General features: G+C 67.8%; 15 protein-coding genes and 3 rRNA genes. 16 read left to right on the top strand and 2 right to left on the bottom strand.

All coding sequences use genetic code 11. The features are described from left to right. Positions 1 to 49: 49 nt before the first annotated feature. The 6 genes from AC0QU1_RS14915 (at position 50) to AC0QU1_RS14890 (ending at position 6,274) form a co-directional block, all read left to right on the top strand. Positions 50 to 1,297, top strand: a complete 1,248-nt coding sequence (locus AC0QU1_RS14915) for an argininosuccinate synthase (protein WP_483570352.1) — start codon at positions 50 to 52, stop codon at positions 1,295 to 1,297. A gap of 236 nt (positions 1,298 to 1,533) precedes the next feature. Continuing rightward, positions 1,534 to 2,937 (top strand): argininosuccinate lyase, encoded by a 1,404-nt coding sequence (argH, locus tag AC0QU1_RS14910; RefSeq protein ID WP_483576702.1) that lies wholly within the window; start codon positions 1,534 to 1,536, stop codon positions 2,935 to 2,937. Between the two features lie 161 nt (positions 2,938 to 3,098). After that, positions 3,099 to 3,650: a uridine kinase family protein gene (locus AC0QU1_RS14905; protein ID WP_483570351.1), complete on the top strand. Its 552-nt coding sequence runs from the start codon at positions 3,099 to 3,101 to the stop codon at positions 3,648 to 3,650. A 103-nt stretch (positions 3,651 to 3,753) separates the two neighbouring features. Continuing rightward, entirely contained in the window at positions 3,754 to 4,401 is a 648-nt protein-coding gene (locus AC0QU1_RS14900; RefSeq protein ID WP_483576701.1) for a DNA-3-methyladenine glycosylase, read from the top strand. Between the two features lie 113 nt (positions 4,402 to 4,514). Further along, the gene (locus AC0QU1_RS14895) at positions 4,515 to 4,877 is read left to right on the top strand and encodes a PadR family transcriptional regulator (RefSeq protein ID WP_483570349.1); all 363 of its coding nucleotides are present in this window, start codon (positions 4,515 to 4,517) and stop codon (positions 4,875 to 4,877) included. Beyond that, the gene (locus AC0QU1_RS14890) at positions 4,877 to 6,274 is read left to right on the top strand and encodes a permease prefix domain 1-containing protein (protein WP_483570347.1); all 1,398 of its coding nucleotides are present in this window, start codon (positions 4,877 to 4,879) and stop codon (positions 6,272 to 6,274) included. Before AC0QU1_RS14895 ends, AC0QU1_RS14890 begins: the two co-directional genes overlap by 1 nt. A 119-nt stretch (positions 6,275 to 6,393) precedes the next feature. On the opposite strand, the gene AC0QU1_RS14885 is transcribed toward AC0QU1_RS14890, so the two are convergent. Beyond that, a complete protein-coding gene (locus tag AC0QU1_RS14885) occupies positions 6,394 to 7,782 on the bottom strand; it encodes an MFS transporter (protein ID WP_483570346.1) in 1,389 nt (462 codons plus the stop codon). Positions 7,783 to 8,021: 239 nt separating this feature from the next. On the opposite strand from AC0QU1_RS14885, the gene tyrS reads away from it, so the two are divergent. The 6 genes from tyrS to rrf all read left to right on the top strand — a co-directional run bounded on the left by tyrS (position 8,022) and on the right by rrf (position 18,007). Continuing rightward, the gene (gene tyrS / locus AC0QU1_RS14880) at positions 8,022 to 9,281 is read left to right on the top strand and encodes a tyrosine--tRNA ligase (RefSeq protein WP_483570344.1); all 1,260 of its coding nucleotides are present in this window, start codon (positions 8,022 to 8,024) and stop codon (positions 9,279 to 9,281) included. Between the two features lie 179 nt (positions 9,282 to 9,460). After that, positions 9,461 to 9,724: a hypothetical protein gene (locus tag AC0QU1_RS14875; RefSeq protein ID WP_483570342.1), complete on the top strand. Its 264-nt coding sequence runs from the start codon at positions 9,461 to 9,463 to the stop codon at positions 9,722 to 9,724. A gap of 65 nt (positions 9,725 to 9,789) precedes the next feature. Then, entirely contained in the window at positions 9,790 to 11,613 is a 1,824-nt protein-coding gene (glmS, locus tag AC0QU1_RS14870; protein WP_483570341.1) for a glutamine--fructose-6-phosphate transaminase (isomerizing), read from the top strand. An 832-nt stretch (positions 11,614 to 12,445) separates the two neighbouring features. Next, positions 12,446 to 13,978, top strand: a 16S ribosomal RNA gene (locus tag AC0QU1_RS14865). Positions 13,979 to 14,537: 559 nt separating this feature from the next. Beyond that, positions 14,538 to 17,681, top strand: a 23S ribosomal RNA gene (locus AC0QU1_RS14860). 209 nt (positions 17,682 to 17,890) lie between these two features. Next, a 5S ribosomal RNA gene (gene rrf / locus AC0QU1_RS14855) occupies positions 17,891 to 18,007 on the top strand. The 16S, 23S and 5S rRNA genes sit together here, the layout of an rRNA operon. Positions 18,008 to 18,204: 197 nt before the next feature. On the opposite strand, the gene AC0QU1_RS14850 is transcribed toward rrf, so the two are convergent. Beyond that, positions 18,205 to 18,918 (bottom strand): MerR family transcriptional regulator, encoded by a 714-nt coding sequence (locus AC0QU1_RS14850; RefSeq protein ID WP_483570339.1) that lies wholly within the window; start codon positions 18,916 to 18,918, stop codon positions 18,205 to 18,207. Positions 18,919 to 19,006: 88 nt separating this feature from the next. Here AC0QU1_RS14850 and AC0QU1_RS14845 point away from each other — a divergent pair, with 88 nt between their 5' ends. The 4 genes from AC0QU1_RS14845 (at position 19,007) to aceB (ending at position 23,021) form a co-directional block, all read left to right on the top strand. Further along, positions 19,007 to 19,783 carry a putative immunity protein gene (locus AC0QU1_RS14845; protein ID WP_483570337.1) on the top strand — a complete coding sequence of 259 codons (777 nt, stop codon included), beginning with the start codon at positions 19,007 to 19,009 and terminating at the stop codon, positions 19,781 to 19,783. Next, entirely contained in the window at positions 19,780 to 20,295 is a 516-nt protein-coding gene (locus AC0QU1_RS14840) for a putative immunity protein (RefSeq protein ID WP_483570335.1), read from the top strand. The genes AC0QU1_RS14845 and AC0QU1_RS14840 overlap by 4 nt, the downstream gene beginning before the upstream one ends. Before the next feature lie 138 nt (positions 20,296 to 20,433). After that, positions 20,434 to 21,180, top strand: coding sequence for an IclR family transcriptional regulator (locus AC0QU1_RS14835; protein WP_483570333.1), 747 nt, complete (start codon positions 20,434 to 20,436; stop codon positions 21,178 to 21,180). Between the two features lie 254 nt (positions 21,181 to 21,434). After that, entirely contained in the window at positions 21,435 to 23,021 is a 1,587-nt protein-coding gene (aceB, locus tag AC0QU1_RS14830) for a malate synthase A (protein ID WP_483570331.1), read from the top strand. Positions 23,022 to 23,051: the final 30 nt, after the last annotated feature.

Genomic DNA, 23,051 nt, shown 5'->3' with positions numbered 1-23,051 from the left:
ACACACAAGAATCGCACCTGTCACCACCACCGGAAAGAGATCGTCAATCATGACTGAACGCGTCGTGCTCGCCTACTCGGGCGGCCTGGACACCTCCGTCGCCATCGGCTGGATCGCCGAGGCCACCGGGGCCGAGGTGGTCGCCGTGGCCGTCGACGTCGGCCAGGGCGGCGAGGACATGAACGTCATCCGCCAGCGCGCGCTGGACTGCGGCGCCGTCGAGGCGTACATCGCCGACGCGCGCGACGAGTTCGCCGCCGAGTACTGCATGCCCGCGCTGCGGGCCAACGGCCTGTACCTCGACCGCTACCCGCTGGTCTCCGCCATCTCGCGACCCGTCATCGTGAAGCACCTGGTGCGCGCGGCGCGCCAGTTCGGCGCCTCCACCGTGGCGCACGGCTGCACGGGCAAGGGCAACGACCAAGTGCGGTTCGAGGTGGCCACCACGTCGCTCGCGCCCGACCTGAAGTCGATCGCCCCGGTGCGCGACCTGGCCCTGACCCGCGAGAAGGCCATCGAGTACGCGGAGCGCAACAAGCTCCCCATCGCGACCACCAAGAGCAACCCGTTCTCGATCGACCAGAACGTGTGGGGCCGCGCCGTGGAGACGGGCTTCCTCGAGGACATCTGGAACGAGCCCACCAAGGACGTCTACTCCTACACGGACGACCCGACGTTCCCGCCGGTCGCCGACGAGGTGATCATCACCTTCGACCAGGGCGTGCCCGTGGCGATCGACGGCGTGGCCGTCACGCCGCTGCAGGCGATCCAGGAGATGAACCGCCGCGCCGGCGCGCAGGGCGTTGGCCGCATCGACATCGTCGAGGACCGCCTGGTAGGCATCAAGTCCCGCGAGATCTACGAGGCCCCCGGCGCGATAGCCCTCATCACGGCGCACCAGGAGCTGGAGAACGTGACGCTGGAGCGTGAGCAGGCCCGGTTCAAGCGCCAGGTGGAGCAGCGCTGGAGCGAGCTCGTCTACGACGGCATGTGGTTCTCGCCCCTGAAGAAGTCCCTGGACGTGTTCGTCGACGACACCCAGAAGTACGTGTCCGGCGACATCCGCATGGTGCTGCACGGCGGCCGGGCCACCGTGACGGGGCGCCGCTCGGAGCAGTCGCTGTACGACTTCAACCTCGCCACCTACGACGAGGGCGACGCGTTCGACCAGTCGCAGGCCCGCGGTTTCATCGAGATCTACGGCCTCACGGCCAAGCTCGCCGCCGCGCGCGACGAGCGGTTCGGCAACGGCGTGGACCTCGGGGCCCCGGCGGAGCTGAAGGCGGGGGCGCTGTGAGCGAGCAGGACGGCGGGGCCCCGGACGGGTCGGCACCGGACGGTTCCGCGGCGGGGGCCGGGCCGGGCCCGGGGGAGAGCTTGCCGTCGGACGGCGGCCTGCCCGCGAACGGCCCGGCATCCGGCGGGCCGGCGTCCGGTGGTTCGGCGTCGGGCGGTTCGCCGTCCGGCAAACCAACGTCGGACGCCGTCGCGGGCCGGACGCCGGGCGCCGTCGGGGCGCCGTCGGGCGAGAAGGTGGCTCTCTGGGGCGGCCGCTTCGCCGGCGGCCCAGCGCCCGAGCTCGCCGCGCTGTCCCAGTCGACGCACTTCGACTGGCGCCTCGCGCCCTACGACATCGCAGGCTCGAAGGCGCACGCCCGCGTGCTGGCGGCTGCCGGCCTGCTCACCGAGCCCGAGCTGGCCCGGATGATCGATGCGCTGGACATGCTGGAGCAGGACGTCGCCTCGGGCGCCTTCCTCCCGGTGCTCGACGACGAGGACGTGCACACCGCCCTCGAACGCGGCCTGCTGGAGCGCGCCGGGGACGAGCTGGGCGGCAAGCTGCGCGCGGGCCGGTCCCGCAACGACCAGATCGCCACGCTGGTGCGGCTGTACCTGCGCGACCAGGCGCGCACGATCGGCACGCAGGTGCTCGACCTCGTGGACGAGCTGATCACCCAGGCCGTCGCCGCAGGGAACGCCCCCATGCCCGGGCGTACACACCTCCAGCACGCCCAGCCCGTCCTGCTGGCGCACCACCTGCTGGCCCACGCCTGGCCGCTGCTGCGCGACGTCGACCGGTTCCTCGACTGGGACGTGCGCGCCTCGAAGTCGCCCTACGGCTCGGGGGCGCTCGCGGGCTCGTCGCTCGGCCTGGACCCGGCGGCCGTCGCCGCCGACCTGGGCCTGGAGGGCGGCCCGGTCGAGAACTCGATAGACGGCACCGCCTCGCGCGACGTGGCCGCGGAGTTCGCGTTCGTCGCCGCGATGATCGCGGTGGACCTGTCGCGGATCGCGGAGGAGGTCATCCTCTGGAACACCAAGGAGTTCGGGTTCGTCCGCCTGGACGACGCGTGGTCCACGGGCTCGTCGATCATGCCGCAGAAGAAGAACCCGGACATCGCCGAGCTGGCCCGCGGTAAGGCCGGGCGCGTGATCGGCGACCTCACGGGCCTGCTCACCACCCTCAAGGGCCTCCCGCTCGCGTACAACCGCGACCTCCAGGAGGACAAGGAGCCGGTGTTCGACCAGGTGGCGACGCTCACCACGGTGCTGCCCGCGTTCACCGGCATGGTGCGCACCATGGTCTTCGACACCGACCGGATGGCCGAGCTCGCCCCGCAGGGCTTCTCCCTGGCGACCGACATCGCGGAGTGGCTCGTGCGCCAGGGCGTGCCGTTCCGGGTGGCGCACGAGGTGGCCGGCGCGTGCGTGCAGGAGTGCGAGGCGCGCGGCATCGAGCTGTGGGACCTGTCCGACGACGACCTCGCCAAGATCTCGGAGCACCTCACGCCAGAGGTGCGGGGCGTGCTCTCGGTCGAGGGCTCCCTGGCCTCGCGCGACGCGGTGGGCGGCACCGCCCCGGCGCGCGTGGCGGAACAGATCGAGGCGGCCAAGGAACGCTCGACGGAGTTCCGCTTCTGGGCGGACCCGAAGTAGCCGACCCGCCGACCGTTCGCGTCCCTGCCGACCGTTCGCGTCGTCGGTGTCCGGGGCGAGTGTCCGGGCCGCACCAGTGCTCCGCGCTACCCAGCGATTGTGCCCGGATCCGGAGCGGGTTCCGGGCACAATCGCTGGGTAGACCGATGTCAGGAGGGTGGATGACCGTATCGCCTGCGGTGCTCGGGGACGTGCTCGAGCTGGTTCGGGTCGCCGACGCGCGGCTCGTCGTCGTCGACGGGCCGGCGGGGTCCGGCAAGACGACGCTGGCCGCCCAGCTCGGCGACGCGCTGGAAGCCCCCGTGATCCACATGGACGACCTCTACGAGGGCTGGGCGGGCGGCCCGGACGGCGGCGCCGTCAACCTCCGCCGCTGGGTCCTTGACCCGCTGGCCGCGGGGGAGCCGGTCCGCTACCGGCGCTACGACTGGGTCGACGGCGCGTGGGCCGAGTGGCACGACGTCCCGCCGTCGGCCCACCTGGTGGTGGAGGGCTGCGGCGCGGCCGCGCGCCAGGTGGACGCGCTGGGCGCGTTCCGGATCTGGGTGGAGGCGGACGACGCCGAGCGGCTGCGCCGCGGCCTGGCGCGTGACGGCGAGGACGCGCGCGACCACTGGCTGCGCTGGATGGCCGACGAGGCGGAACACTTCGCGCGGGAGGACACCCGCGCCCGCGCCGACCTCCGCCTGAACGGCGTCGGCACCCCCATCTGAAGGTCCGCCGCGAGAACGCGATCTGGCATGCTCAAGCCGCCAGAACCATGCCGGATCGCGTTCCCGCGGCGGACATCCGACGAGCGAGGCGAGTGAGGTGGCCATGATCGTCCCGGACCGCGAGTTCTTCGACCGCTCCGTCGTCGACGTCGCGCGCGACCTGCTGGGCGCCGTCCTGACCCGGCGGACGCCCGAGGGGGCCGTGGCGCTGCGCCTCACCGAGGTCGAGGCGTACGACGGGCCGACCGACCCCGGCTCCCACGCGTTCCGCGGCCTGAACCGGCGCAACGCGACGATGTTCGGCGAGCCGGGGCGCCTGTACGTCTACCGGCACCTGGGGCTGCACTACTGCGCCAACGTGGTCTGCGGGCCCCAGGGGACGGCGTCGGCGGTCCTGCTGCGGGCCGGCGAGGTGACGGGACCGGGTCCGGACGGCGTGACGCTCGCCCGGACCCGGCGCCTCGCCTCCGGCGTGGTGCGCACCGACCGCGACCTGGCCCGCGGTCCGGCACGCCTGACGGTGGCGCTCGGCCTGGACCTGTCCGACGACGGCGCCGACGTCACCGATCCCCGGGGCGAGGTGGTGCTGGAGGTGCCCACGACGCCGTCGGGCACCGTGCTGTCCGGGCCGCGCGTGGGCGTGAGCGGCGACGGCGGCCGCGCCGACCTGTACCCGTGGCGCTTCTGGCTCGACGACGAGCCGACCGTGTCGGTCTACCGCCCCGCGACGGTCCGGCCGAGAGCGCGATAACTCCTTCCCCCCGGACCGGGTTCCTGCGCCGGTCCTGCACAGATGCCCTAGGGCACCTATACCTAGTGCTGCTAGGGTTAAGATCCCTAGCAGCACTAGGCATAGGAGTGCAGGTGCACATCGACAAGGATCTGGTCGCGGCGTCGGCCACGCCGCTCGTCCTCGGCATCCTGGCCGACGGCGAGTCGTACGGTTACGCGATCCTCAAACGCGTCAACGAGCTCTCCGGCGGCCGCATGCAGTGGACCGACGGGATGCTCTACCCCCTGCTCCACCGGCTCGAACGGCTCGGGTACGTCGGGGCGACGTGGGGCACGTCCGAGGTCGGACGCCGCCGCAAGCACTACGCGATCACCGGTGCGGGCCGCGAGGCGCTCGCCGAGCGGCGGCAGCAGTGGGCGGTCGTGTCGGAGGCGCTGAAGCAGGTCTGGCAGGACGTGCAGCCGGGCCCCGCCGTCGCCGAAGGGTGGGCCTGATGAGCGAGCACACCGCCGACGGCGGGGCGGGCCCCGCGACCGGGCACGCCGCGCTGGAGGAGCAGTTCGACCAGTGGCGCGGCTACGTCCAGCGCCGCCGGGCCATCTCGGCCGCCGACGTCGACGAGATGGAGGACCACCTGCGCGGCCAGGTCAGCGACCTGACCGCGAGCGGGCTCGACGACGACGAGGCGTTCCTCGTCGCGGTCAAGCGCATGGGCAACCTCGACGAGGTGTCCCGCGAGTTCGCGCGGGAGCACTCGGAGCGGCTGTGGAAGCAGCTCGTGCTGGTCCCGGAGGAGCCGGGCGAGGGCGGCCGGTGGCGCGAGCTGGTCGTCGTGCTCGCGCTGGCCGTCACCGCGGGCATCTGGGTCAAGATCCTGCTCGACACCGCGGGCGACGACGAGCTGCTGCTCGCGCGCAACGGCGTCTTCGCCGTCCTGCCGTTCCTCGCGGGGTACTTCGCCTGGAAGAGGCGCGTGCCCTGGCGTATCGCGGCGGTCCTGCTCGCCGTGACCGCGGCGCTCGCGCTGGTCGTGAACCTCTACCCGTTCGAGTCGGGGCCCAACGACGAACCGGGCATGACCCTGCTCCTGGCGATGACCCACACGCCAGTGGTGCTGTGGCTGCTCCTCGGCGTGGTGTACGCGGGCGGCGCGTGGCGGTCCGGCGCGCGGCGCATGGACTTCGTCCGGTTCACCGGCGAGCTCCTCATCTACCTCGCGCTGATCCAGCTCGGCGGCGGGCTGCTGATCGGCCTCACGTTCGGCGTGCTCGGCCTGGTCGGCGTCGACTTCGAGCCGTTCCTGGCCGACTGGCTCCTGCCGTTCGCGATACCGGGGGCGCTGATGGTCGGCGCCTGGCTCGTGGAGGCGAAGAAGAACGTCGTCGAGAACATCGCCCCGGTGCTCACCCGCGTGTTCACGCCCCTGACGATCGTGATGCTCGTGGCCATGTTCGTGGTCCTGGTCGTGAACGGGCCGCTCACCTCGGTGGACCGCGACCTGCTCATCCTCATGGACGCGGTCCTCGTGCTGGTCCTGTTCCTGCTGCTGTACTCGATCTCGGCGCGCGACCCGCTCGCCCCGCCCGGGATCTTCGACTGGCTCCAGCTCGTGCTGCTCGGCGCGGCGCTCGCGGTGGACGCGGTGGCGCTGACGGCGATGCTCAGCCGCATCGCCGAGTTCGGGTTCACGGCCAACAAGGTCGCGGCGCTCGGGCTCAACCTCCTGCTGCTGGTGCACCTCGGCTGGGCGGCCTGGCTCGCGACCGGCTTCGTCCGCGGACAGCGCACGTTCGGCGCGATCGAGCGGTGGCAGACCCAGTACCTGCCGGTCTACGCGGTCTGGGCGGCCATCGTGGTGGTGGCGTTCGGGCCGGTGTTCGGCTTCGCCTAGTGCCGTTCTGAGCCCGGATGCGGCCCCGTCTCTTCGAGACCGAGGTTTCTTGGCTTTCGACCCCCCGAAAGCCAAGAAACCTCGGTCTCGAAAGGAAGGGACGGGGCGGGGTTCGCGGTCTACCGCCGCTCGGAGTCCGCCGGTACGGGTTCCGAGGCCGGTCCGGGTTCGGCCGGTTCACCGGCCGGCTCCGACGACGTCGCCTCGGATGGTGCGGCCGCCTCCGACGCCTCCCCGACCCCGACCGTCTCCGCCGAAGCGGCGTCGTCCGCCGTCGCCGGCGCCTCGTCCACCTGCGCGAGCGATCGCCGCGCCGCCGGGACCGCGAGGATCACGGCGAGCGTCGCGACCAGCAGCACCCCCGCGAGGATCAGGAGCGACTCCACGGAGAACTGGTCGGCCAGCGGGCCGAACACGACCATGGACAGCGGCATCGCCACCGTCATGACGATGCCGACGAAGCCGAACACCCGGCCCTGCATCTCGGGCTCCACGCGCTCCTGGATGATCGTCACCGCAGGGGTGTTGAGGGCGGCGAACGTGATGCCGATCAGCAGGCCCAGCGTGAAGAACACCCACATGTTCGTGGACACGCCAAGGCCCGCGACCAGCACACCCGTCACGATCACGGACCCCACCATGAGCCGCACCCGGCGCGTGATCCGCGGTCCGACGGAGGCCATGATGATGCCGCCCAGCAGCATGCCGGCACCCCAGAACAGCTCGTTCGCGGTCAGCTTCCACACCTCGTCGCCGAACGTGCGGGTGACCATGAGCGGCGTGAGATAGCTCGGCGCCCCGACCAGGAACATGACCAGGGCGAAGAGCGCGATCAGCCACTTGATCGGCGCGTGCGAGCCGATGTACCGCACCCCCGCCGCGAGGTCGCCGAAGTAGCTGACCGGACCGTCGTCCGACCGGACCAGCCGCGGCACGGCGACCAGCGCGAGCATCCCCACGCCGATCAGGGCCGTCACCACGTCGAGGAAGAACACGGTGACGATGTCGAAGGACGCATAGATCACCGCGGCCAGGGCGGGGGCCAGCAGCATCATCCCGGACTGGATGGACTGGAACATCCCGTTGACGCGCATGAGCTGGTCGGTCGGGGCGATCTGCGGGATCATCGCGCTCACCGCAGGGGTCTGGATGCCCGCGAACACCGACCGCACGGCCAGCGCGGCGTAGATGACCCAGAGCGAGTCGACGCCGCTGAGCATGAGCAGCGCCAGCCCGAGCGTGGCCACGGCGATCACGGTGTCGGAACCCATGATCAGGAACTTGCGGTGATGCCGGTCGGCCCACACGCCGCCGAAGATCGACACGAACGCCTGCGGCAGCATGCCGAACACGATGCTCAGCATGAGCACCGAACCGGACCGCGTCTCGATGGTCAGGTGCCACATGACGGCGTACATGACGACCATCGACCCGAACAGGGAGATGGTCTGCCCGGCCAGGAAGAGGGCGACGTTCCGCTTCCAGCGGGGCATGTCGATGTCGTTCACTGTTCGATCCTGCCTGACACTGCCCGCGAGCGCGTAGCGAATTCCGGGTGACGGTGGTCGCGGGCCGCCGCTGCCCGGTCTGTCGTGAGGGTGGTCATGGTGTGTCCGACGACGAGGCGCGCCGGAACTCATCGGGCGAGCCGAGGTCCTGGGTTCGGGCAGACTATGACGTGTGGCCCACGTGGGCCGACCCGCGGCCAATCCGGGCCGCTTCCGCATGCGATCAAGGAGCAACCACGGTGACCGACATCCTCGACGAGCTGCAATGGCGAGGCCTGGTGGCACAGTCCACCGACGAGGCCGCGCTGCGTTCTGCGCTGTCCGAGGGAACCGTGGACTATTACGTGGGATTCGACCCCACCGCGCCGTCGCTGCACATCGGCAACCTGGTCCAGATCCTCACCGCGCGCCGGCTGCAGGACGCCGGACACCGGCCGTACCTGCTGGTCGGCGGCGCGACGGGCCTCATCGGCGACCCCCGCGACTCGGGCGAGCGCACACTCAACTCGCCCGAGATCGTCGCCGGCTGGGTGGAGCGCATCCGCGCGCAGATCGAGCCGCACCTGTCCTTCGACGGCGACAACGCCGCGCGCATGGTGAACAACCTGGACTGGACCGGCCCGATGTCGGCCATCGAGTTCCTGCGCGACATCGGCAAGCACTTCCGCCTGGGCACCATGCTGTCCAAGGAGATCGTGGCCCGGCGGCTCAGCTCGGAGGAGGGCATCAGCTTCACCGAGTTCAGCTACCAGGTGCTGCAGGGCATGGACTACCGCGAGCTGTACCGGCGCCACGGCATCACCCTGCAGCTCGGCGGCAACGACCAGTGGGGCAACCTGCTGGCCGGCGTCGAGCTGATCCGCAAGGCGGAGGGGGTCAGCGCGCACGCGCTCACGACACCGCTGATCACCAAGGCGGACGGCACCAAGTTCGGCAAGTCCGAGGGCGGGTCCATCTGGCTCGACCCGGAGATGACCAGCCCGTACGCCTTCTACCAGTTCTGGCTCAACCAGGCCGACGCCGACGTCGTGAACTACCTCAAGGTGTTCACGTTCCGCTCCCGCGACGAGATCGCCGAGCTGGAGCGGGAGGTGGCCGAGCGGCCCTTCGCCCGCGAGGGCCAGAAGGCGCTCGCGGGTGACGTCACCACCCTGGTGCACGGCGCGAGCGCCACCGAGGCGGTCATCGCGGCGAGCCAGGCGCTGTTCGGCCGCGGCTCGCTCGACGAGCTCGACGCGCGGACGCTCGCGGGCGCCGTCGCCGAGCTGCCGCGCGTGACGGCCAAGGCCGGCGACCTGATCGCGGACCTCCTGGTCGGTTCGGGGCTGGTGGCGTCGAAGGGCGCCGCGCGCCGCGCGATCGCGGAGGGCGGCGCCTACGTGAACAACGTCAAGGTCACGTCCGACGACGCGGCGCTCGCTCCCGAGGACCTGCTCCACGGGAAGCACGCGGTGCTGCGCCGCGGCAAGAAGACGCTGGCGGTCGCGACGTCGGAGTGACCTCCCGCTGACCACTCGCGCCGGTGCGTGACGGCGGCCGCTCGCTGACCAGCGGGCGGCCGCCTTCTTTGCATGCTCGGACATGCCCGATGCGCCGGTCCCGCGCCCCGGCGCGCATTCCTGCCCGATCCCGGGCAAGAATTTGCCCTTTGTGATCGTCATGGACCAGTCTCGCGGTCATGAGGACGTCTTCCGATCTCGTCGCCTACGTGGCAGCGACCACCGGGCTCACGCCCGCCGAGGCGGCGCGCGTGATCGGCGACGTCGTCGCCTACTACGCCACACCGGTGGAGGACGTCGTCCGACGGCGGCACGCCGAGCTGAAGACCCACGGGGCGAAGAACCCCGAGATCTTCGCGCGCATCGCCGCCGAGCTGGAGCACCGGGTCGTCGCGGCGCCGCAGCTCAGCGAGCGGCAGCTCCGCCGGATGATCTACGGCTGAGCCCGAGCCGGCTGATGGAGCGGGCGGATCCGTCTGTCCCTACACCACTTCGAAGGAGCGACATCATGTGCGGAATCGTCGGTTACGTCGGCGGCCAGAATGCGGCCCCACTGCTCGTGGAGGCGCTCGGCCGGCTGGAGCACCGTGGCTACGACTCGGCGGGCGTCGCCGTCGTCGGCTCGCAGGTGCGGGTGACCAAACGGGCCGGACGGGTCCGCGACCTCGCCGACGTCCTGCCCAAGCGGATGCCCGGACGCGTGGGCATCGGCCACACCCGGTGGGCCACGCACGGCCCGGCGACCGACGTCAACGCCCACCCGCACACCGACGCGAGCGGCGCGGTGGCCGTGGTGCACAACGGCATCATCGACAACGCCGCCGCGCTGCGCGCCCGGCTCGTCGACCAGGGCGTGCCGCTCACGAGCGACACCGACACGGAGGTCTTCGCCCACCTGGTCGCCCTGTCCGACGCCGACACGCTGGAGGGCAAGGTCGTCGACGCCCTCGACGCCGTCGAGGGGACCTACGGGCTGGCCGTCGTGCACGCCGACTTCCCGGACCGGGTGGTGGTGGCGCGCAACGGCAGCCCGCTGCTGGTCGGCGTCGGCGAGAAGGAGATGTTCGTCGCCTCCGACCTGGCGGCGCTCGTGCGCCACACGACGACGGTCGCGCACCTGGCCGACGGCGAGCTGGCGACCGTCACGGCATCGGGCTTCACGACCTTCCGCCGGGACCTGACGCGTACGCAGACCGCCGCACGCCAGGTCGACGTCGACCCGAGCGCCTACGAGCACGGTGCGGTCGACGGCCGCCCCCGCATGTACACCGAGATGCTCGAGCAGCCGGCCAGCGTCGAGCGAGCGCTGCGCGGCCGGCTGGACGAGCGGTTCGCCACGGCACACCTGGGCGGGCTGGAGATGGACGCGCGCGAGCTGCGCGCCGTCCGACGGGTCAAGATCCTCGGCTGTGGTTCCGCGTACTACGTTGGCCAGATGGGCGCCTCGCTCATCGAGGAGCTCGCCCGCATCCCCGCCGACGCCGAGGCGGCGAGCGAGTTCCGCTACCGCAGCCCGGTCATCGAGCCGGACACGCTGTACGTCGCGGTGAGCCAGTCCGGCGAGACGATCGACACGCTGCTGGCGGTGGAGGAGGTCCGGCGCAAGGGCGGCCGGGTCATCGGGCTGGTCAACGTCGTCGGCTCCGCGATCGCCCGGGCCTGCGACGGGGGGATCTACCTGCACGCGGGGCCGGAGATCGCCGTCGCCTCCACCAAGGCGCTCACCACGATGAACGCGTGCTTCGCACTGCTGGCGCTCCAGCTAGGCCGCGTGCGCGACCTGTCCGTCGCCGACGGGCGCCGGCTGGTGGACGGGCTGCAGCGGCTGCCCTCCCAGATCGAGGAGGTGCTCGACGGCGAGGAGCGGATCGCGCAGGCGGCGAAGAAGCTCGCGGCGGCCGAGAGCCTGTTCTTCGTCGGCCGCGTCCGGGGTTACCCGGTGGCGCGCGAGGGTGCGCAGAAGTTCAAGGAGATCAGCTACCGGCACGCCGAGGCCTACCAGATGTCGGAGCTGAAGCACGGACCGCTGGCGCTCATCTCGCCCGAGGTGCCGACGGTCGCTATCGTGCCCGACGACGAGCTGACCGACCGGAACGTGGCTGCCCTGCACGAGATCGCCGCCCGCGGCGGCCCTCTCGTGGTCGTCACGCACGCCGGCGTGGACCTGGGCGAGCTGCGGGCGGAGCGGATCGACGTGCCCCGCAACGAGCGGGAGCTCGACCCGCTGCTCCTCACCGTTCCGCTGCAGTTGCTCGCCTACCACGCGGCACTGACGCTCGGGCACGACGTGGACAAGCCGCGGAACCTCGCGAAGTCGGTCACCGTGGAGTGAGGGCGCGCGGCGCCGCTCGTGAGGCGCCTCTCGTGAGCGGTGCGGACGTCGTGGAACGTCGCGCGGGCGAGCGTGCCACCGCGGAGCGCTGCCGCGGTCCCCGCGCCGCTCACGGGCCCGTCGGCCGGCCGATTTGGCGTGTGCGCGGTGGCTGTGTACTGTTCCTGCTGTTCGCCCGGCAGGGAGCACGGACAGGAAGCGCGAGAAGCGCGACTGGCCGGCCCGGGGCGGAAACCAACTTGGATCCAGCAGTAGCCTCGTGCGCTCTGGAACCGGGGAGGGCTTGCCGAGTCGGCACCCCGCTGCAGCACTCCTGACCAGGATGGTTGCGCTGGGAGGCATGGTAAGGTAAATTGCAGAGGTTTTCTCCGAGCTGGATCAAGCGGCTGATGTCGCCGTCGAGCGGGAGGCGTTCCCACCTCCGTAGATCGTCGAAGTTCATGCTTCTGACGCTCGCGAAAATGGGCATCAGAATTCATTCGGATTCGTGAAGAATTCGCCCGGCCTACTGGCCGGCGGGGATTTGGAAAAGTCCGAGAGGGTCTGATAAATTGGTGGAACCACCCCGGGTGGGGTCATCGTCTGGTGGATGGTGGTCCTGGCGGTGTGTGTCGGTTGTTTGAGAACTCAACAGTGTGCTTGATAGTCAATGCCAAATTGTTTGTTGGCTTCTGCGAGCGTGGTCTGCTGGCCCTTGGTGGGGTTGGCGGGTTGTGTTGGTGGGGGTCGTGATTGTTTGGTTTGGACCAGCTAGTTTTTGGTTTGGTCTGGCCGGTATCATTGAATGCTCGTGCCTTTGCCTGTTGTGGGTGGGGTGTGGGTGTTTTTCTCTTTTACGGAGAGTTTGATCCTGGCTCAGGACGAACGCTGGCGGCGTGCTTAACACATGCAAGTCGAACGATGAAGCGGTGCTTGCACCGTGGATTAGTGGCGAACGGGTGAGTAACACGTGAGCAACCTGCCCCCTACTTCGGGATAAGCCTTGGAAACGGGGTCTAATACCGGATATTCAGTATCTGCCGCATGGTGGGTTATTGGAAAGTTTTTCGGTGGGGGATGGGCTCGCGGCCTATCAGCTTGTTGGTGGGGTAATGGCCTACCAAGGCGTCGACGGGTAGCCGGCCTGAGAGGGCGACCGGCCACACTGGGACTGAGACACGGCCCAGACTCCTACGGGAGGCAGCAGTGGGGAATATTGCACAATGGGCGCAAGCCTGATGCAGCGACGCCGCGTGAGGGATGACGGCCTTCGGGTTGTAAACCTCTTTCAGCAGGGAACAAGGCCTCTTTTTGGGGTTGAGGGTACTTGCAGAAGAAGCGCCGGCTAACTACGTGCCAGCAGCCGCGGTAATACGTAGGGCGCAAGCGTTGTCCGGAATTATTGGGCGTAAAGAGCTCGTAGGCGGTCTGTCGCGTCTGGTGTGAAATCTCATGGCTCAACTGTGGGCTTGCATCGGGTACGGGCAGACTGGAGTGCTGTAGGGGAGACTGGAATTCCTGGTGTAGCGGTGGAATGCGCAGATATCAGGAGGAACACCGATGGCGAAGGCAGGTCTCTGGGCAGTTACTGACGCTGAGGAGCGAAAGCATGGGGAGCGAACAGGATTAGATACCCTGGTAGTCCATGCCGTAAACGTTGGGCACTAGGTGTGGGGCCAGTTCCACTGGTTCTGTGCCGTAGCTAACGCATTAAGTGCCCCGCCTGGGGAGTACGGCCGCAAGGCTAAAACTCAAAGGAATTGACGGGGGCCCGCACAAGCGGCGGAGCATGCGGATTAATTCGATGCAACGCGAAGAACCTTACCAAGGCTTGACATGTACGGGAACGCCCCAGAGATGGGGTTCTCTTTGGACACTCGTACACAGGTGGTGCATGGTTGTCGTCAGCTCGTGTCGTGAGATGTTGGGTTAAGTCCCGCAACGAGCGCAACCCTTGTCTCATGTTGCCAGCACGTGATGGTGGGGACTCATGGGAGACTGCCGGGGTCAACTCGGAGGAAGGTGGGGATGACGTCAAATCATCATGCCCCTTATGTCTTGGGCTTCACGCATGCTACAATGGCCGGTACAGAGGGCTGCGATACCGTGAGGTGGAGCGAATCCCAAAAAGCCGGTCTCAGTTCGGATCGGGGTCTGCAACTCGACCCCGTGAAGTCGGAGTCGCTAGTAATCGCAGATCAGCAACGCTGCGGTGAATACGTTCCCGGGCCTTGTACACACCGCCCGTCAAGTCACGAAAGTTGGTAACACCCGAAGCTCACGGCCCAACCCGTTTGGGAGGGAGTGGTCGAAGGTGGGACTGGCGATTGGGACTAAGTCGTAACAAGGTAGCCGTACCGGAAGGTGCGGCTGGATCACCTCCTTTCTAAGGAGCATGTCTCCACTACCGAGCCTTATGGGCTGGTGGTGGCAGAGGCCGCGCCCAGGCCGTGCGTGTCTGGGGTGGTTGCTCATGGGTGGAACATTGACGAAGAGTCACCTTCGGTGGTGACCCACGCTAGTACGCCGGTGCTTGTCACTGGTTGGAACACGGGGGTCGACGCCGGCGGGGCTTGCTGAGCACACTGTTGGGTCCTGAGGCAACCGGCCGCCTCGCGTCCCGCTCTCCCTGGTCTTCGGATCGCATGGTCTTCGGACGGGTGGGTGGGGGTGTGAGTGGTCGAGTGTTTCTGGAGGATACGGGTCACTGGGTCGTACGCAGACCAGCCGGCTGGACCGGTGATTGGTGTGTGCGGGATGCCTGGTGGGTTTGTCCGTTGCTTGAGAACTGTATAGTGGACGCGAGCATCTTTGAATGTTTCCAAGACCGCTCGCCGGTGTGACTGCATCCTGTTTTTGGGTTGTCCTGCTTTTGTGTGGGGTGGCTTGTGGGTGTGGTTGTCGGGTGAGTGTGTTGTCTTGGTTTCTGTGATTGTTTTGTTGTTGTTGAAGTTTTTGAGGGCACAGGGTGGATGCCTTGGCACTAGGAGCCGAAGAAGGACGTTGTAGCCTGCGATAATCCTCGGGGAGTTGGCAGACGAGCTGTGATCCGAGGGTCTCCGAATGGGGGAACCCAGCCGAAGTCATGTTCGGTTACCCGCGCTTGAATGTATAGGGCGTGTGGGGGGAACGCCGGGAAGTGAAACATCTCAGTACCGGCAGGAAGAGATATTCCGTGAGTAGTGGCGAGCGAAAGCGGATGAGGCCAAACCGTGCGCGTGTGATACCTGTCAGGGGTTGCGTGTGCGGGGTTGTGGGACCTTCTTCCAGGATCTGACAGTCCTGGGACCAGTGAGAAAGTCGTGTCATAGTCGAACCGGGTTGAATACCGGACCGTAGTGGGTGGGAGTCCCGTAGACGAAATGGCATGGCCTGGTGGAGGGGATCCCAAGTAGCACGGGGCCCGTGGAATCTCGTGTGAATCTGGCAAGACCACTTGCTAAGCCTAAATACTACCTAGTGACCGATAGCGGACAAGTACCGTGAGGGAAAGGTGAAAAGTACCCCGGGAGGGGAGTGAAATAGTACCTGAAACCGTGTGCCTACAATCCGTCAGAGCCTCGGCCCTTTGGGGTGTGGGGGTGATGGCGTGCCTTTTGAAGAATGAGCCTGCGAGTTAGTGCTCGGTGGCGAGGTTAACCCGTGTGGGGTATCCGTAGCGAAAGCGAGTCCGAACAGGGCGCCTATAGTCGCCGGGTCTAGACCCGAAGCGAAGTGATCTAGCCATGGGCAGGTTGAAGCGCCGGTAAGACGGCGTGGAGGACCGAACCCACCAGGGTTGAAAACCTGGGGGATGACCTGTGGTTAGGGGTGAAAGGCCAATCAAACTTCGTGATAGCTGGTTCTCCCCGAAATGCATTTAGGTGCAGCGTCGCGTGTTTCTTGCCGGAGGTAGAGCTACTGGATGGCTAATGGGCCTCACCAGGTTACTGACGTCAGCCAAACTCCGAATGCCGGTAAGTCGTAAGCGTGGCAGTGAGACTGCGGGGGATAAGCTCCGTGGTCGAGAGGGAAACAGCCCAGATCACCGGCTAAGGCCCCTAAGCGTGTGCTCAGTGGGAAAGGATGTGGAGTTGCACAGACAACCAGGAGGTTGGCTTAGAAGCAGCCACCCTTGAAAGAGTGCGTAATAGCTCACTGGTCAAGTGATTCCGCGCCGACAATGTAGCGGGGCTCAAGCACACCGCCGAAGCCGTGGCACTCACATTGCGTTAGATCGCAAGCCCAGCATGCGCCCTTGTGGTGTGTGTTCAGGTGTGTGGGTGGGTAGGGGAGCGTCGCGTGGCCAGGGAAGCTGCAGGGTGACCTAGTGGTGGAGGCTACGCGAGTGAGAATGCAGGCATGAGTAGCGAATGACGGGTGTGAATCCCGTCCGCCGAATGACCAAGGGTTCCAGGGCCAGGTTCATCCGCCCTGGGTAAGTCGGGACCTAAGGCGAGGCCGACAGGCGTAGTCGATGGACAAGGAGTTGATATTCTCCTACCGGCGAAGTACCGCCCATACCGAGCCCGGTGATACTAACCACCCCAAACCAGCACACTGGTCTTCGGACCGGACCGTTGGGGAGGCGTGGGACCTGATCCGGTAGTAGGTAAGCGTGTTAACAGGGGTGACGCAGGAAGGTAGCCAGGCGTGGCGATGGTTGTCCACGTCCAAGGTCGTAGCCCGACACCTAGGCAAATCCGGGTGTCATACAGGGTGAGAGCTGATAGTGACCGCAGTAGCGGGAATCTGGTGATCCTATGCTGCCTAGAAAAGCCTCGACGCGAGGGACTAGCCGCCCGTACCCTAAACCGACTCAGGTGGTCAGGTAGAGAATACTAAGGCGATCGAGCGAATCGTGGTTAAGGAACTCGGCAAAATGCCCCCGTAACTTCGGGAGAAGGGGGGCCTGAACCGTCCAACCCCTTTTGCGGGTGAAGGCGGGGTGGGCCGCAGAGACCAGGGAGAAGCGACTGTTTACTAAAAACACAGGTCCGTGCGAAGTCGCAAGACGATGTATACGGACTGACGCCTGCCCGGTGCTGGAAGGTTAAGAGGACGAGTCAACCCTTGGGTGAAGCTCAGAATTTAAGCCCCAGTAAACGGCGGTGGTAACTATAACCATCCTAAGGTAGCGAAATTCCTTGTCGGGTAAGTTCCGACCTGCACGAATGGCGTAACGACTTCTCCGCTGTCTCAACCGCGAACTCGGCGAAATTGCACTACGAGTAAAGATGCTCGTTACGCGCAGCAGGACGGAAAGACCCCGGGACCTTTACTATAGCTTGGTATTGGTGTTCGGTGCGGTTTGTGTAGGATAGGTGGGAGACTATGAAGCTCGGGCGCCAGCACGGGTGGAGTCGTTGTTGAAATACCACTCTGATCGCTTCGGATGTCTAACCTCGGACCATGATCTGGTTCAGGGACAGTGCCTGGTGGGTAGTTTAACTGGGGCGGTTGCCTCCTAAAATGTAACGGAGGCGCTCAAAGGTTCCCTCAGCCTGGTTGGCAATCAGGTATCGAGTGCAAGTGCACAAGGGAGCTTGACTGTGAGACCGACAGGTCGAGCAGGGACGAAAGTCGGAACTAGTGATCCGGCCATGGCTTGTGGAAGCGTGGTCGCTCAACGGATAAAAGGTACCCCGGGGATAACAGGCTGATCTTGCCCAAGAGTCCATATCGACGGCATGGTTTGGCACCTCGATGTCGGCTCGTCGCATCCTGGGGCTGGAGTAGGTCCCAAGGGTTGGGCTGTTCGCCCATTAAAGCGGTACGCGAGCTGGGTTTAGAACGTCGTGAGACAGTTCGGTCCCTATCCGCTGCGCGCGCAGGAAACTTGAGAAGGGCTGTCCCTAGTACGAGAGGACCGGGACGGACGAACCTCTGGTGTGCCAGTTGTTCCGCCAGGAGCATGGCTGGTTGGCTACGTTCGGAAGGGATAACCGCTGAAAGCATCTAAGCGGGAAGCCTGCTTCAAGATGAGGTTTCCACACCCCCTCGGGGGTGGGAGGCGCCCAGGAGATGACTGGGTTGATAGGCCGGATGTGGAAGCAAGGACCAACGACTTGTGGAGCTGACCGGTACTAACCTGCCAACAACTTCAACACCCCAACACAGCACTTGAGCACTGAGCACGATGAGTGTTCTTTTAGAACATGACGAGTGTGTGTCGCGTCCACTATGCGGTTCCCGGGCCACGGGCACCAACCCCCACCCCCACACCCCCTCCAAGGGTCACCGGGGGTGCACACCAGCACCAGCACGACCGGTGCCAGGTGCGACTGTGACGGGGGGTTGCCTGGTGGTTTGACAAGGTTACGGTGGTCATAGCGTGGGGGAAACGCCCGGTCCCTTTCCGAACCCGGAAGCTCAGCCCCACAGCGCCGATGGTACTGCCCTGGAGACGGGGTGGGAGAGTAGGACGCCGCCGAACACTATTCCAGGGACGGGCCCCACACCGGGGCCCGTCCCCCCTTTTTTATGCCCACGCACCACAGGGAGCCTTCCCCACCCCAGCCGCTGGCCGGGGCGGGGAAGGCTCCCTTGGCTTTTGCCCACACACCACGAAGAGCCCTCCCCGACCACCCCGTGTGTTTCGGCTTTTGTGATACACCCGAAAGACCATCACCCTTACCAGGCCGTCGGGGATTGGCCGAGGGCGTCCATGTACGCGGAGAGTCGGCCGGCGGCGTGCAGGTAGGCCATTCCGCGGGACCTCAGGTCGCGCCGCCACTCGTCCAAGGCCTTGGCCAGCGCCTCAAAGTTGCCGGCGCCGCGGAGCTCCGTGAGGACGGTCGCGATCGTGGCAAGAGGCTGACCTCCTCGCCGGAGCAGGTGCGCCAGTTCGGCGTCACGAAGGTCAAGCGCGCGGTACTGACGGTGCCCCGTGCGCGGATCCCGCCGCGGGACGAGAACGCCGGCGCGCTCCCAGGCGCGCAGCGTGGCCGGGTTGAGCCCGAGGTGACGCGCGAGCTCGCCGACGCTGTACGACACCCGAGGGTCGGGCGCCGCATCTGGGCTCGCGGTCCCGAGCTGGGGGAGCGCCGCCTCGACGGTGTGGAGCGTGGTGCGGTCGCGGGCCAGGAGGGCATGCCCGTCGTCGATGTGCTCCAGCGCCTCGTCGAGCTCGCCGCTGGTGACGGCACGCATGATGCGCCGGCTCGTCGGGTGGCCGAAGGCGGTGACGAGCGCCAGGTAGGCCGCGAGGCCGGCGGCATGAGCGGCGGTGTAGTCCCGGTACCCCGTTCGGCTGCGCTGCGCGGGCGGGATGATGCCGGCGTCCTCGTAGTTGCGGACCGCCTGGGTGGAGAGACCGTGCCGGCGGGCGAGGTCGACGGGTCGCACGTGATCTCCGATTGAGGGTTGCTGACACAAGTGACGGAGAATCAGTCGTGAAGTCTCCATCGTTCGTTCAAGGATACGATTCAGGGGTATGGCCCAGAGCGTGCGCACCGTGTCCGGAGACTTCGACCTGACGATGGACGAGCTGCGCATCGTGGCGCGATACGTGGTTCGACACGCGGAGGACGTCCTGCCGGTCTTCGAGCAGGCGGTTCCCGACGATCCGCGGCCTCGCGCGGCGATCGACGCGGCGTGGACGTTCATCAACGGCGCCGACCGGACGAGACGGCAGCGCATCGCTTCCCTCGACGCGCACCGCGCCGCCCGGTCCGCGCCGCCCGAGGCCGCGCGACTTGCTGCCCGGTCCGCGGGTGACGCGGCGTCCGCCGCCTACCTGCATCCCATCGCCCAGGCCAGCCAGGTAGGTCACATCCTGCGAGCTGCCGCGAGCGCCGCACGCATCGGGGAGCTCCAGGCGGGCGGCGACCCGGCGTCCGCCGACGCCCTGCTGGAGCGGTCGCGGCAGCGTGCGACGCCGGTGCTCACCGACGTGCTCCGCCGCTACCCGCCCGCGACAGGCGGCACGGCACGGGTCGCGCGGCTCATGAGCATCCTGGACCGCTCGCTGCGAGATGCGGGCGGGCCGCCTGCGCACGACGCAGAGAGCCGCGCCGATGCACGCGACGACGTCGATACGGGCAAGAGTTCCTTCATGCACGAGAGCGCCGAAACGCGTCAGGGCGCCGGCAGACGCGAGCGTGCCGACCGGCGCACGAGTGTCGACGTCCGCGAGGATGCCGACCCGCACAAGCCTGCCGATGCGCGCGGAAGTACGACCGCGCGCATCGCGGAAGGGCGCCCGGCATGATCCTCTCGAAGGTCCGGGACCCGCGCCTCGTGACGATTCGCCGCGGTGGGACCCTTACCGATGCCGATCATCATCTCCTCGCCCTGTGGGCGGCCTCGTGTGCCGAGCACGTTCTCGGCCTCTTCGAGGCGGTCCGGCCGGAGGACTCTCGGCCGCGCGAGGCCATTGAGCACGCCAGGGCTTGGGTGCGCGGCGAGGTGGCGATGATGCGGGCGCGCGCGGCCGGCGGCCGCGCGATGGCCGCGGCCAGAGACCTTCGCGGGGCTGCGCGGTATGCGGCGTACGCCGCCGGCCAGGCCGGGGTCGTCGCCCATGTTGCCGCGCACGAGCTCGGCGCGGCCGCCTACGCCATCAAGGCGGCGCGTGCGGCGGCGCCGGAGGAACTGGGTGAGACCGCGCGGCGGCTCGAGTGCCAGTGGCAGCGCGATCAGCTTCCCGAGGCGATCCGCGAGCTCGTCCTCGACGACCAGAGGCTGCGCAACGACCTCTGCTGGTCGGTGTTCGACAGTTGACGCCGGGCCGCCAGGTAACGCTGGGCCGCCACGACCGAACTGACGCCACGACCGAACTGACTTGTCGACGCCCTTTTCGCCCTGTGGAATGGTGTTTCCGTCAACCGGTAGTTCCGGCGGTCCGATGGGGAGAGCGACATGGCAGAGCCTGGCGTGCAGTCTGTCGAGCGGGCGCTCGACCTGCTCGAGATCTTGGCCGAGATCGGCGGTGATGCCGGCCTCAGCGAGCTCTCGGAGCAGTCGGGTCTGCCGCTGCCGACGATCCACCGGCTGATGCGCACCCTGGTCGCCCGTGGTTACGCCCGGCGGCTGCCCTCGCGGCGTTACGCGCTCGGCGCCCGGATGATCCGCCTGGGCGAGTCGGCCGGCCGCCAGCTCGGGGCCGGCGCCCGACGTCACCTCGCGCGCGTGGCACGCGAGCTGGGGGAGACGGCGAACCTGGCGATGCTCGACGGCGAGATGGCCGTGTACGTGGCGCAGGCGTCGTCGTCGCACTCGATGCGGATGTTCACCGAGGTGGGGCGGCGCGTGCACCTGCACAGCACGGGGGTGGGCAAGGCGCTCCTGGGCGAGCTGCCGGACGTGGCCGTGCGCGACGTCGCGACGCGGGCCGGCCTGGCCCCTGCGACCGACCGGACGATCACCGACCTCGATGCACTCCTGACGGCGCTGGCCGAGATCCGCGAGCGCGGGTACGCCGTCGACGACGGCGAGCAGGAGATCGGCGTGCGGTGCTTCGCCGTCGTGGTGCCGGGGACGCCCGTGCCGACGGCGCTGTCCGTGTCGGGGCCGGCGGCGCGAGTGTCGTTCGAGTTCGGGGAGCGAGCCGTGCCCGTGCTGCACGAGGTGGCGCGGGAGATCGCCGCCGAGCTGTCCGGAGGCTGAGCGTCGCGGCGCGGCCAGGGCTGAGGACCGCGGCGGGCCCAGCGCAGAGTAGCTGCGTGACCTCGTGCGGGGCAGCGGCGTTGACATCGCACAGAGCAGTGACGTTGACCCCGCATGGGGGAGCGACGTCGCTCCCTCACGGGCAGCCACGTTGACCCGGCACGGCTGGCGACCTAGTGTTTTCGCTAAGAAGTATTTGGTTTCCGTATCGTGGAATTATCCACGGCGCCAGCCGCTCGATCGAAGGAAGACACGTGGACACTCCGGACGGCCTCATCATCACCGGCGACCTCGCGCCGCGCGCGGAAGAGGTGCTCACCCCGCAGGCGCTCGAGCTGATCGTCGCGCTCCACCGCGAGCTGGACGACCGCCGGCTCGAGCTCCTCGACGCCCGGCAGCGCCGGGTCGAGGACCTCGCGGCAGGCGGCACGCTGGACTTCCTGCCCGAGACCCAGCACATCCGCGACGACCCGACGTGGCGCGTGGCCCCCTGGGCGCCCGGCCTCGAGGACCGCCGCTGCGAGATCACCGGTCCAACGGACCGCAAGATGACGATCAACGCGCTGAACTCGGGCGCGAAGGCCTGGCTCGCGGACCACGAGGACGCGAACACGCCGCAGTGGAGCGCCGTGGTGGGCGGACAGCTCAACCTGCTCGACGCGATCAACCGGAACATCGACTTCACGGGCGACAACGGCAAGCACTACGCGCTCAAGCCGGACGAGGAGCTGGCCACGATCATCGTGCGCCCGCGCGGCTGGCACCTGCCGGAGAAGCACGTGCTGGTGGACGGCCGGCCGACGTCGGGCAGCCTGGTGGACTTCGCGCTCTACCTCGCCACCGCCGGGCTGCGGCAGATCGAGAAGGGCCAGGGGCCGTACTTCTACCTGCCCAAGATGGAGTCGCACCTGGAGGCGCGGCTCTGGAACGACGCGTTCCTGCTGGCCCAGGAGTTTCTCGACATCCCGCGGGGCACCATCCGCGCCACCGTGCTCATCGAGACCTACCCGGCGGCGTTCGAGATGGAGGAGATCCTCTACGAGCTGCGGGAGCACAGCTCGGGCCTGAACGCGGGCCGCTGGGACTTCATGTTCTCGGTGATCAAGTCGTTCCGGACGCGCGGGACGGAGTTCATGCTGCCGGACCGCAACGCCGTCACCATGACCGTGCCGTTCATGCGCGCCTACACCGAGCTGCTGGTCAAGACGTGCCACACCAGGGGCGCGCACGCGATCGGGGGCATGGCGGCATTCATCCCGAGCCGCGACGAGGAGGTCAACGCTGCGGCGTTCGCGAAGGTCCGCGACGACAAGACCCGCGAGGCGAACGACGGGTTCGACGGGTCGTGGGTGGCGCACCCCGGGATGGTCGAGCTGTGCACGGAGGTGTTCACCTCGGTGCTGGGCGACAAGCCCAACCAGATCGACCGCACCCGCGAGGAGGTGCGGGTCACCGCGGCGCAGCTCCTCGACGTCGCGGCCACGCCAGGCGACGTCACCGAGGCGGGCCTGCGGAACAACGTCTCGGTGGGCATCCAGTATCTCAAGGCGTGGCTCGGCGGGCTCGGCGCCGTCGCGATCTTCAACCTCATGGAGGACGCCGCGACCGCCGAGATCTCCCGGTCGCAGGTGTGGCAGTGGCTGCACAACGACGTCACGCTCGCCGACACCGGCCACCGGGTCACGCGCGAGCTGGTCGACCGGATCGTCGAGGAGGAGATCGCCAAGCTGCCGGGTGACGCGGCAGACTACGCAGAGGCGAGGCAGACGTTCCTCGAGGTGGCGGTGGCGGACGACTACGCGGACTTCCTCACCCTGCCGGCGTACGAACGCATGGCCTGACCAGCACTCGACAGGACCGGCCGCAACGAG

It is taken from the genome of Promicromonospora noduliphila (assembly GCF_056951025.1).
This window is presented reverse-complemented; position numbering and strand designations above follow the sequence as displayed.